Genomic DNA, 11,350 nt, shown 5'->3' with positions numbered 1-11,350 from the left:
TTCTTTGATTTATTTCTGCTATACTATACTCAATATACAACAATAGAGCCCACAAGCTATAAATCTCCTAGCTTATGAGCTCTATTATTTCACTATTGTTATAATTGACTAATCACTAAAATATCATTTTCTTTAACGATTGTTTTTCCATTTGGAATGATAACTTTATGATTACGTTTAACCACAATAACTAATTTTTCTGGCCCTAGTGTAATCTCTGCTAATGGTTTTCCTATCCAATTATTATCTTTATCGATCTTCATTTCAGTAAGATGTGCTTCAAAATCCTCTTGCAACGAAAGAGCACTAAGTATAATAACATCTCCTGAGAGAATGGTTGTACTCCCTTTAGGTATAATTCGTTTATTCCCTCTTATGATTAATACAAGTAAAATATCCGGGGGTAAGGAAATCTCCTTTATTTTTTTACCACTCCATAAGTGATTTTTTGAAATTGGAAGTTTAATAAATTGTATAGGCTCCTCATCTGAATAATCACTGAAAGTCTTCATAACATTACTATTATCATCAATCATATCAAGTTTTTTAGCCATAAATGGTATTAAAGAACCTTGTAAGCTGATTGAAAATAAAACAATAAAGAATACCATATGAAAAATATCATTTTTCATATACGTTGGACTAACAGTAGCCATAATAGCAAAAACGATTGAAGCTGCTCCCCTTAGCCCTGACCAAGAAACTAATAGCTTTTGATTTATTGTTCCTTTAGAAGGTGATAAAATAGCAAAAACTGCTAATGGACGTGCAACAAAAGTTACAAAGATAGCAATTGCTAATGAAGGTAATAAGATTTTTGGTAATTCAGATGGAAAAGATAAAAGGCCTAAAAGAAAGAATATTAACATTTGCATTAAGCCTGTAATACCATCAAAAAAGTAAACTAATGATTTTTTATTAGGTATCGCTTGATTCCCTAAAATAATACCTAAAATATAGGTACTTAAATAACCATTTCCTCCAAGTAGTGTAGATGCTGCATAAGCAATAAGCGGCATGCTAAATACAAATATAGTGTCAAAACCATCTGTTGCAAATTTAATTTTAGTCAAACACCAAGTTGCTATTAATGCAATCCCAGCTCCTATAGCAATGCCATAAACAACTTGTGCGAAAACCATGTAAGCAAGCTGACCACCACTAAAGTCTCCACTCATCATGGCTAAAATAATAACTGTAAGCATATACGAACAAGGGTCATTACTCCCGCTTTCTACTTCTAATAATGAAGCCGTATTATCCTTTAAATTAAGTCGTTTAGAGCGCAATATAGAAAATACAGATGCGGCATCTGTAGAGCTAATAACAGCTCCGATTAACATACTTTCAAGAAAATCAAATCCTAATAAGAAATAACAGAAAAGACCTGTTAGTAGTGCTGTGAAAATAACACCTATTGACGAAAGGAGTACTGCATTAACGGCAATTGGCTTAGCTTGTTTCCAACTGGTTCCGAATCCTCCATAAAACATGATAAAAATTAAAGCAATCGAACAAACTTGCTCTACGATACCATAATTATCGAATGGGATTTTTACTATACCATCTGAACCAAATAGCATCCCAAGCACAATAAATGCAAGTAGCATAGGAATACCTAGCTTACTGGACATTTTATTGAGTACTACACATATCAATATAATTGCTGCTACAAGTAAAATATATATGGACATTCTAGCCTCCTCTATGTTGAAATAAATATAATTTAATTATATCATTAATTGCTAAATATAATTATTTTTTTATTATAATTAAATATTTTTTGTTTACAAGATCAAATATTTCATATCATCAACTAGAAAAAGCCTTGATTATACTTGCCTACAAGTATAATCAAGGCTTTTTTATATATACTTTTTAAAATTTAACTTCAAAATTAATTTTATCATCTATCCTAATACACTCATGACTACGAATGTATTCAATAACTAGTTCTTGAATATCCACACCATATTCTCTTACTAATGGACATTCACTATAAAATTCATAGCCACCTGTACCTGTAGCTCTATAATCACTCATAGCAATTGTATATTTCCTATTTTCTAGAGGTTTTCCGTTCACAGTGATACTTATCACTCTTTCCCCTATTGGTTTAGAAATATCAAAAGTATAGTTAAAGCCTGCAAAGAAATCGTAGTTATAATGCTCTACCTTAGGACTTACAAAACACTCTGAAATAACTATTTCGCCGCCTTTTAAAGTATAATACTGCGCTGAGCGTTCTAGTGCTTTCTTTAAAGTTGCCTCATCGATTTCTAATACTTTAATGGTATTAGGAAACTGATAAGCTGCCATAATGTCTCTTGTTGTGACTTCCTCATTAAAGCCAATTGGATTATTTCCTAGGCTTGTACAAGAAAAATCTGCTCCTGTGTGTGCAAGTTGCACCTTATTACAAAAGTCAGCTAGCTTAGAACCTTGAAGGGCTAGTTCTAACTTACTTAGTGGTTCAATAGGTTTAGAAAAACGTCCTACCTTTTGGTCAAGCCACCTTTGTACTTGCTCCTGCATCTCTACTAAGGCTTCTGGTACTTCATTTAAACTAATTGATTCTGGAGTCAGGCAATCCGCTGTTATCACTTTACCTTTTTCACCTACAACCACTTCTAGCTTTGCATACTTTACTGCATTAGAAGGTAGTTGTAGAACGTAAGTTCCATGAATTTCTGTGCCTTCTACTGGCATATGTTGATGAGCTGTTAAAAGTACATCGAATGCTAATTCCTTACACATGCGATAGCCTACATTTTCTTTGCCTTTAGCTAAGGTTTTTCCTGTTTGAAGATCTGCTTCAAAACCACCATGATAAATCCCTATAGTTATATCACATAAAGGGCGTATTTCTTCAAGGGTACGTTGAGCTGTTTCAAAGGTATCTAATATTTCTAAATGCTGAAGGTGCTCTGGCTTTTCCCACAGAGATACATAGTCTGTTACAAGACCAATCAGCCCTACTTTTAAACCATTTTCTAAGGTATGAATCACATAAGGATTTAACCCAAGTTCACCTTTATGATCAATGACATTAGCAAGTAAACACGCCGCATTTAAATGACTAAGATATCTATGCGCACCTTTATAATCGTAATTAAAATCATGATTACCCAGTGTCACATAATCATACCCTGCTGTGTTAAAGACTTCTGAAATAGCACAGCCATCTGCTTGATTTTCCCACATATATTTAGCAAAAGCCGATCCTTGAATGGTATCCCCTCCATCTAAAATAAGGGTATTACCATCTTTTTCAAAAGACTTACTGCAGCTTAATACGCCCATGGGTTTTTCTTCTTTGTTCACATAGTCTGTAGGGAAAAGATAACCATGCGTATCTGATGTGTAATAAATTTTAAGTCGTCTTTCCAATCACCTTACCCCCTAGCCAGTTTAACACGGATTTTACCTGAAATAAATTCGATGACTAAAACTAAAATAATAAGACCTGCTAGAATTGCACCTACTTCATTCCATCTATAGGCATTCATAGCAAAAATAAGTGGTGCACCGATACCACCTGCTCCTACAAGTCCAAGAACAGTAGCATCTCTAAGGTTCATATCAAAACGATAAATAATAGTTGATGCAAAGTCTGGCATAAGTTGTGGTAAAATCCCATATCTAATTTTTTGGAAGGTAGTACATCCACATGCATCTAATGACTCTAATATTTTAATATCCATATCTTCAATGGATTCAATATACATTTTTGAAACCATTCCTATAGAACAAAGAGACATGGTTAAAAGTCCTGCAAAAGGACCTGGTCCTGTTACCCTAATGAACATAAGCCCATATACAAAAGCAGGTATTGTTCTTACTGCCATGATAATAAGTCGGCCTATTAAGGCAACAGGCTTCGGTACAATGTTTGTTGCACTAAGGAATGCAATTGGCACAGCAAGTATAGCTCCTACAATTGTTCCTAAGAAAGCAATACACATTGTTTCTAATAAAAGATACGGTACACCTTGATTTGTAAAGTTAAATAATAGCTCTGGATCTGGCGTAAAGATACCAACCAAAATATTTTTGGCAATATCCATGCCTCCTTGCGCTAGCCCTGTAAACTTAACTGCACTACTAGACCAAGCCACAAGAATCACAAAAACAAGTGCACAAATGATTTGAAAAACCCATGTTTTAGGTTGTCTTTCTAATTGTTTTTTAATTTCTGCATTCATCTCGTTCCCCTCCTTATTAAGTTAATTTCTTACGCAGATAATGACTGATACCTTCTATAATCATAACTGCTATAAATAGGGTAACAAGAATCATTCCAACACTGCTGTACTCTCTCCAACCGATTTTCTCATTTAAAATAAGTCCAAGACCACCTGCACCTACATATCCTAGAATAGATGCATAACGTACATTTCCTTCAAAGCAGAATAAGCAGTTAGCAATATAGCTTGGTAGCACTTGTGGCACTATTGCCGCAAGAAAGGCTCTAAGCTTTGTAGCACCTATAGCTTCCATTGCCTCATAAGCTCCCATATCTACTGTTTCAATTTGCTCATAAAGTAATTTTCCAATATAAGCAAAAGTAAAGATGGCAATAGCCGTTGTTCCAGCTAAGGTTCCTAGACCAAATACATAAGTAGCAATTAGGGCAACCACTAAAGTTGGCATTGTTCTTACTAAACTTAAAAATAAACGTATAATACTTACAAGCACTTTATTACTCACGATGTTACTTGCTGCTAAGATAGCAAATGGTACTGCCATGATGCCACCAACAACTGAGCCCAATAATGACATCTTAATGGTATCAAATAAAGGCTTCCAAATGGCACTTAAATAGCTTGTTTCTGGTGGAAACATTTTCTTTAAAATAACAAAGAACTCATTTCCTCTTTCCATAAGAGTTGATAAATTAAAGCCTGTGATTTTAACAGAAATAGCCCCTGCAATAACTAATAATAAAATAATCAACGGCATACGTGAGCGTTTTTCTAGTACTTCTTTGCCATCGCTTAATAGGATTTTCTTAGGTGGAAAAATTTTATCGTACCAACTCATTTTTCTCCTCCATTACTCCAATTTCCTGACCACAATAAATTTGGTCTAAGATTTCCTTAGTTACATCTTTACTTGGACCATCATACACTATTTCACCAGCTCTAATACCAATAACACGGTCAGCATATTCAAGTGCCAAATCTACGTGGTGAATATTAATGAGTACTGAAATATTCATTTCTTTATTAATACGCTTGAAATCATCCATAACTTGTTTTGCTGTTACAGGGTCTAGGGCCGCAACAGGTTCATCTGCTAGCATAATCTTTGGATGTTGTGCTAACGTTCTGGCAAGGGCAACCCTTTGTTGTTGTCCTCCTGAAAGTTGATCAACTCTCACATACGCTTTGTCTAAAATACCTACTTTATCTAAAGCTTCTAATGCTGCTACTTTGTGCTCCTGAGGATAACACCCTAGTAGTACTCTCCAAAATGGTAAATCTGGAATATTAGAAGTTAAAACATTTTTAATAACGGTTGTTCTTGTAACAAGGTTAAAGGATTGAAAAATCATACCTATTCCTCTACGGAATTTTCTAAGAGATTTGCCTTTTAAGGTACTTACATCTGTGCCGTCTACAGTTAATGTCCCTTCTGAAATATCATGTACACGATTAATAGTACGAATAAGTGTCGATTTTCCTGCTCCTGAAAGGCCAATAATGGCTACAAATTCACCTTGCTCAATTTCAAGAGAAACATTCTTAAGTCCCTTAAAACCATTTGGATAAACTTTACTTACATTATCAAATTTAATCATATAACGCTCCATTCCCTCTGTTAATAAGATTCCTTAATAATGCGAACTAGTGTTAACATTATTATTTTAGTACAATTTTTTTATCTTTACGCTAAAAATAATGGGGAGTTAAAAACTCACCCATTACCTTAATATGACTTATTATTTTGCTGCATTAAGTTCTTGAATTAATTTTTGAGCTGCACGTTCATTATCATAGTCAGATGGTGACGCTACTTGGTAACCATTGTGACTGTAGATAGCAATAACTTCTTTACCTGCGTCTGTATTACCAATATTGATAAATGCATTTTGAAGTGCTTTTTTAAATTCATCTGTCATAATTTTAGATGTTGTACTTACACTTACTGTATCATTGTAAATACCTGGTGTAACACCAATTACATTTGTTTCGTCCCAAATAGATGCTGTTCTTCCGAATTCTGATGTCCATTTTTCTTCATTGTCACGACGTAAGTCTGCATAACCAACTACGATATCAAGTTGACCTGATGCAAGACGAGCCATTGCACTACCATAAGAATCTGCTTGTACTACACTTGCTAAATCAGTAAGACTTTTTCCGTAATTTTCTTGTAACCATAATGATGGATAAATGTAACCTGCTGGTGATGTTGTAGACATCATGCTCCAGTTTGCTGAGTTAAGGTCTTCCCATGTTAATGCTTCACCTGCATTTACTTTAGCTGCAAGCTCTTGACCTTTTTCTGATGGACCTGCAATGATTAATGAACGATAGAATGTTACTTGTTCATCAAGACCTGTAGTTGGTTTTTTATCATTCCAGTCTTTTGCATTATCAGATTCAATGCTTAATGCATCACGTGTTGCTGTTAAGATTGGTTCTGCTCCATCATCGTATAATACGTATGTCCCACCTGGAATTAAACCTACATCAGCTGTCCCTGCACTAAGTGCTTCTCCTACTGCTTCAAAGCTTGTCCCTACAGTAATTTCTACTTCGCCTACGTTGTATCCCTCTTTAGCTAACTCTTCTTTTAACATTCCTTTTAAAGGCTCTGTTGCTGTTACAATTTCTGCTGGCTCTTTAGAAGGTACGAATGCAACTGTTAATTTATCAATTGTTTTAGCGCCTTCTTCTGTTCCTGTTGTACCTGTATTAGCTGTGCCACTTCCACACCCTACAAGCATACTCATTCCTAATGCCATTGCCATAAGCATTGATCCAAATTTTTTCATTGTTCCCTCCATCAATTAGAATTTTGAATTTTAAAAAGTATATATTTAAAAACTTACGTTTTTAAAAACTAGTTTAAACTTTACCCTCACAAAATTTAGAAGGTAAGATGACAGTCATCGTTTCTGTTCTTGCCCCTGTTATACGCTCTATTAAAAGCTTAATAGCTGTTTCCCATACAAAGTCTGGAAACATTTCAATAGCTATATAGCTAGGATATTTTGATCTTAATGTCTCGATATCTTTATAAATAATGACCCTAACATCTTCTGGTACTTTAAGACCTTCTTCTTCAAAAGCTTCTAAAGCACCTTCTGCAATTTGGTCATTGCCTAACAAGACTGCTTTGGCTAGATGATTAGCTCTAATAGCTTTTTTTGCCATTTCATAACCACTTTGTTTACTGAATTCACCAATAAAAAATTGCTCTTCTTGATATTTATTTTTATCTTTAAGAATCGTCACAAGTGCTTCATGTCGTGTTTTTCCAATCACAATACCATCTTGCTCATAGTACGCGCCGATGTAGCCTAGACTTTCATACTTTTGTTCATCTAGTATGTATGACACCATTTGCATAAGTCCTTCATTATAATCCATAATGATTCGGTCATATTTATAATCTTGTCTATCTGAATTAATAAACAAAATCATATAGCTTTGTTTCTTAAGATAGAGTACTTCTTCCTCTGAAAAGCGTCCCAAAGCAATAATGCCATCTACTTGTAAGTCTTCACCATATGTCATCCTTTTAAATTCTACTGGATCTGTGCAAAATCTACTTGCGATTCCAACATAATCTGAAAGTTTAACATGGTGGGCATCTTTTCTAATGATATGCCAATCTGCAATGCCAATAGTAATGCCTTTTTCGGCTTTCATGCGACGTTTTTTGGGTGGAATATATTGGAGTTCATGGGCAATATCAAAAATCTTGTTTCTTACCTCTGCACTAACAGCAATTGTTTCATCCTTATTAAGTACTCTTGACACAGTCGCCATAGATACATTAGCCATTTCAGAAATCTGTTTTATAGTCGCCATTTTTTCTCCACCTCCTCACTTATTGTATTCATATATATGATAAAACACAAGTTTTTTTACTGAAATTTTACTTAAAAACCTATTATTTAACATAAATTTAACATTTAACTTGAATCTTTTACAAAAAACGGATGTCATATCTCCTATACTTTCCATTTAAGGTTTTCTCTCACAGTGTAAAAAGGCCATATTCTTCAGAATGAATACGACCTCTTTTTATTTGATTAATAACTTATCTATAGCTCTTTTACCATTCTAAAACGCTTAAGTAATACATCATTTCTTTTAACTTGCTGCTCTTCTATTATTAGGTAGCCTCTTTTCTCAAAAAATGGTCTTGCTGTAAGAGACGCATATGTAGTAATAGTGGTTTCTTTATTTTGCTTTGCATAGTCTTCTAATCTTTCTGCAATAGCTCTACCAACACCTCGATTTTGATAATCTTTATGTACATACAAGCGATCGAGATAATTACCTTCAACATCTCCAAATCCAACAATTTTATCATTCAATTTTGCAATAATACTATAGTGGCTCAGTAAGGATTGATGCCATTTTACCTCATCTATATTTCCACTTGCCCAGGCATCTAGAGCTTCTTGGGAATAGTCTTTAGCATTAACTGTATGAACAGTATCATAAAATAATTGTCCAATTTCAGTAAGGTCTGCTTCCTCATAGGTTCTTAACTCTAGCTTCATACTACTTTCAATGTAATCATAAGCAGCTTTTATCTCACTTTTATAATCATCAGTAATTTCAATATATTTAACCCTATGGGCTATGCACTTTGCTTTCAACCTTTGATGTTCTGCTATAAATGTTTCTATACTTCTTTCTTCTGAATAGTTCCTTTGCTCAATAACATTTTCATATTCTAGTACTTTATCAAAATGATTTCTAATATAATCCTTTGAAAAAATTAAATAGCATGCAATAACTTCCTCCCCTAGAACTTCTTTTACCCTCTCCACTGGTAAATAACATCCTTCAATAATGATATTTTGCTTATTCTCCCTACAGGTTTGAATCATCCCTTTAACAATGCCCCACAACTTTTCAGCTATCACATCATCTGAGTCAAGTGCTGTAAAATCACAATGTTTATCCCCTCGAATTAAGCCCATCTTTATATGATCAAGACTTGTATATGGAAAGTGATACTTCTCAAGCAGTCTTTGTGCCAATAAAGTTTTTCCAGTGTGACTTTCACCGCCTATTAAAATAATCATAGTTGCTCCTTTCATTTCTCCATAGTAAAAGCAGCCATGAACTACTTTCTTTTGGCTGCTCTAAATAATTTTTCATACATTTTTTTTACGCTCTTGTAATAATATACGTTGAATACTCTTCAAGGACAAATAGTACTTCTCCCCTAGCTTTTGAGGAGATATTCCTTTTTTGTAATCAGCATAGATTTGCTGATTTCTGAGTTGAAGTTCTTGTCGTATAGAAGTATTGGTTCCCCATATTTTTCTATTTTCTTCTTTCTTAGGAATATAAAGATACTCCCCATCTATATACTCTTGTATCATCTCTAATAATTCATTTGGCAATACTGCCTCAGCTTTCTTATAGCTCATTGTGCCCTCCTAAAAATTAATATTGTTTAGGAATAGCAACGGCTATTTTTTCATAATTTAATCTGCAATAGCCCTTGCTATGCACAAATAACATATCTTCTCATATAAAAATTCTCCTTTCTCTTTAATAACTCATCATTTTTAATATTAATTTAAATATTCTATATTGCTAATTATATCATTCTGTTCATTATTAGTTCAATAATACTTATAAAACTATGCATGTGATACTGTTGGAAACATTAGCTTTTGTTCCTCAACAATCTTTAAGTTGTCTCCTATAATAAACAAGGTGCAATCCTCTTCATGATAAGGTTTAATTGTATACCCTTCAATCACATAAGGTGTAAATCCTAATATTACTTCTTTAATACCACCGCCAAAAGCAGTAATTACCTCATCTAATGCTAATCTTTGACCTGCAAAAATTTCGTGGAGTGTTAGTACCTCATTTTCTATATCTGCTATAACATAGGCCTTTTGTTCTGGCATATAATAAATGCTATTTTTCTTATAGCCTGTTATCCAAAAACCTAATAGTCCTTGATTGCTCATAGTTAATCTACCATTTAGTTCTGCTGTTTTACTAACTGTAAATAATTTTTCCCAGTTACTGCATTCTGACATATTAACCTTTTGGGCTGTCTTCATATTGCTCTTCGTACAAACCTTTTTACTATATTGATACTCCTTTGCTGGCTTAAATCCAAACTTAGGATAAAATTCTAATACACTATCATTACCGAACAAGTAGATACCATCTACTTTCTCTTTATACTCCACTAGTATTTGTTCCATTAAATATCTACTTAGTCCCTGACCTCTATACGCTTCATCTGTCATTACTGTTCCTAGTTGGATATAATTCTTAACTATGCCATCTTGCTGAAATTTCATGAGATTAACAGAAATATTAGCAACCACCTTCTTACCATCTACTAGGGAATAAGGAATATATTGTTCTCCCCAAAGTCCTTTTTCATACCAGTCATTAAAGTTGATATCAAATGTTTTTATAGCTAACGTATTAAAGCTCTCTCTTAAATTCTTGTCCCCTTTGTAATCTACCACATATCTATATTTCATACTTTTCCTCATTTCTTTTATCCATTCACTATCATCTGGAATACTTTAACCCAATATGTACTTATTTTATTATACTTGTTACTACCTCTACCAAGCAAACTCATGTATTTTTCTGAAAAAAATATGCGCCATTAATCAAGTACTTTTTCATATAAAACTAAGAAATCATTTTCAAGCATTCCTATCTTCTTAAATCCTACTTTTTCATATAAGTATTGATTTCTTACGCTATAATAAGGCGTTGTTAAAACCCACCTTTTATATCTTTCCTCTAATGTCTCTAGTAGCTTTAAGACCTCATAACCATATCCTTTATTATGATATTTCGGGTCAATACAAAAGTCTTCTAATTCTGCTGTTGCTTCTTCTATGGAATGAATCCAAAAACAACCTATAATTTGTTTATCTAAGATAATGCTATAATTTTCAAACAACGTTATAATTCTTTGATTCTCCTCTAGGCTATCATAACCCATAGGTCCCCCATCTCTGCCTGGTCCAAACCTTCGTGTTTCATCATTGTATGCCCTAGCTTTAATATCTGTAATTATTTTTGCTTCTTCTATACTCGTTGGCCTTAATATTAACATACACTTGCCCCCTACATCGTTATAGTCATCCTATAACTATATTAGT

11 protein-coding genes are annotated in these 11,350 nt (G+C 33.6%); all 11 read right to left on the bottom strand.

All coding sequences use genetic code 11. The features are described 5' to 3' along the window. Positions 1-98: 98 nt before the first annotated feature. Positions 99-1,694: a potassium/proton antiporter gene (locus QTL86_RS00680; RefSeq protein WP_410496197.1), complete on the bottom strand. Its 1,596-nt coding sequence runs from the start codon at positions 1,692-1,694 to the stop codon at positions 99-101. A gap of 184 nt (positions 1,695-1,878) precedes the next feature. Beyond that, a complete protein-coding gene (locus QTL86_RS00675) occupies positions 1,879-3,390 on the bottom strand; it encodes a bifunctional metallophosphatase/5'-nucleotidase (protein WP_410496196.1) in 1,512 nt (503 codons plus the stop codon). 5 nt (positions 3,391-3,395) lie between these two features. Further along, entirely contained in the window at positions 3,396-4,205 is an 810-nt protein-coding gene (phnE, locus tag QTL86_RS00670) for a phosphonate ABC transporter, permease protein PhnE (RefSeq protein WP_013658212.1), read from the bottom strand. Positions 4,206-4,221: 16 nt separating this feature from the next. Then, complete coding sequence (gene phnE, locus QTL86_RS00665) at positions 4,222-5,043, bottom strand: phosphonate ABC transporter, permease protein PhnE (RefSeq protein WP_013658213.1); 822 nt, start codon at positions 5,041-5,043, stop codon at positions 4,222-4,224. Further along, the gene (gene phnC, locus QTL86_RS00660) at positions 5,027-5,803 is read right to left on the bottom strand and encodes a phosphonate ABC transporter ATP-binding protein (protein WP_013658214.1); all 777 of its coding nucleotides are present in this window, start codon (positions 5,801-5,803) and stop codon (positions 5,027-5,029) included. Before phnC ends, phnE (QTL86_RS00665) begins: the two co-directional genes overlap by 17 nt. 141 nt (positions 5,804-5,944) lie before the next feature. Next, a complete protein-coding gene (locus tag QTL86_RS00655; protein ID WP_013658215.1) occupies positions 5,945-7,003 on the bottom strand; it encodes a phosphate/phosphite/phosphonate ABC transporter substrate-binding protein in 1,059 nt (352 codons plus the stop codon). A 73-nt stretch (positions 7,004-7,076) separates the two neighbouring features. Next, positions 7,077-8,045 (bottom strand): substrate-binding domain-containing protein, encoded by a 969-nt coding sequence (locus QTL86_RS00650; RefSeq protein ID WP_410496195.1) that lies wholly within the window; start codon positions 8,043-8,045, stop codon positions 7,077-7,079. A 236-nt stretch (positions 8,046-8,281) separates the two neighbouring features. Continuing rightward, positions 8,282-9,277 carry a GNAT family N-acetyltransferase gene (locus QTL86_RS00645; protein WP_410496194.1) on the bottom strand — a complete coding sequence of 332 codons (996 nt, stop codon included), beginning with the start codon at positions 9,275-9,277 and terminating at the stop codon, positions 8,282-8,284. Positions 9,278-9,349: 72 nt separating this feature from the next. Continuing rightward, complete coding sequence (locus tag QTL86_RS00640) at positions 9,350-9,628, bottom strand: CD3324 family protein (RefSeq protein WP_013658218.1); 279 nt, start codon at positions 9,626-9,628, stop codon at positions 9,350-9,352. A 216-nt stretch (positions 9,629-9,844) separates the two neighbouring features. Further along, complete coding sequence (locus QTL86_RS00635) at positions 9,845-10,714, bottom strand: GNAT family N-acetyltransferase (protein ID WP_410496193.1); 870 nt, start codon at positions 10,712-10,714, stop codon at positions 9,845-9,847. Positions 10,715-10,845: 131 nt separating this feature from the next. Further along, on the bottom strand, positions 10,846-11,304 hold the full coding sequence (locus QTL86_RS00630; protein WP_410496192.1) for a GNAT family N-acetyltransferase: 459 nt from the start codon (positions 11,302-11,304) through the stop codon (positions 10,846-10,848). Positions 11,305-11,350 lie beyond the last annotated feature (46 nt).

This window comes from Cellulosilyticum sp. ST5 (genome assembly GCF_046529625.1).
GTDB classification, from domain to species: domain Bacteria; phylum Bacillota; class Clostridia; order Lachnospirales; family Cellulosilyticaceae; genus Cellulosilyticum; species Cellulosilyticum lentocellum.
The sequence above is the reverse complement of the archived record's forward strand: the minus strand, read 5'-3'. Positions and strand labels throughout refer to the sequence as shown.

Excerpts from the sequence above, each read along its gene's own strand:
- QTL86_RS00680 (WP_410496197.1), bottom strand. The coding sequence starts at position 1,694 with ATGTCCATATATATTTTACTTGTAGCAGCAATTATATTGATATGTGTA.
- phnE (WP_013658212.1), bottom strand. The coding sequence starts at position 4,205 with ATGAATGCAGAAATTAAAAAACAATTAGAAAGACAACCTAAAACATGG.
- phnE (WP_013658213.1), bottom strand. The coding sequence starts at position 5,043 with ATGAGTTGGTACGATAAAATTTTTCCACCTAAGAAAATCCTATTAAGC.
- phnC (WP_013658214.1), bottom strand. The coding sequence starts at position 5,803 with ATGATTAAATTTGATAATGTAAGTAAAGTTTATCCAAATGGTTTTAAG.
- QTL86_RS00655 (WP_013658215.1), bottom strand. The coding sequence starts at position 7,003 with ATGAAAAAATTTGGATCAATGCTTATGGCAATGGCATTAGGAATGAGT.
- QTL86_RS00650 (WP_410496195.1), bottom strand. The coding sequence starts at position 8,045 with ATGGCGACTATAAAACAGATTTCTGAAATGGCTAATGTATCTATGGCG.
- QTL86_RS00645 (WP_410496194.1), bottom strand. The coding sequence starts at position 9,277 with ATGATTATTTTAATAGGCGGTGAAAGTCACACTGGAAAAACTTTATTG.
- QTL86_RS00640 (WP_013658218.1), bottom strand. The coding sequence starts at position 9,628 with ATGAGCTATAAGAAAGCTGAGGCAGTATTGCCAAATGAATTATTAGAG.
- QTL86_RS00635 (WP_410496193.1), bottom strand. The coding sequence starts at position 10,714 with ATGAAATATAGATATGTGGTAGATTACAAAGGGGACAAGAATTTAAGA.
- QTL86_RS00630 (WP_410496192.1), bottom strand. The coding sequence starts at position 11,304 with ATGTTAATATTAAGGCCAACGAGTATAGAAGAAGCAAAAATAATTACA.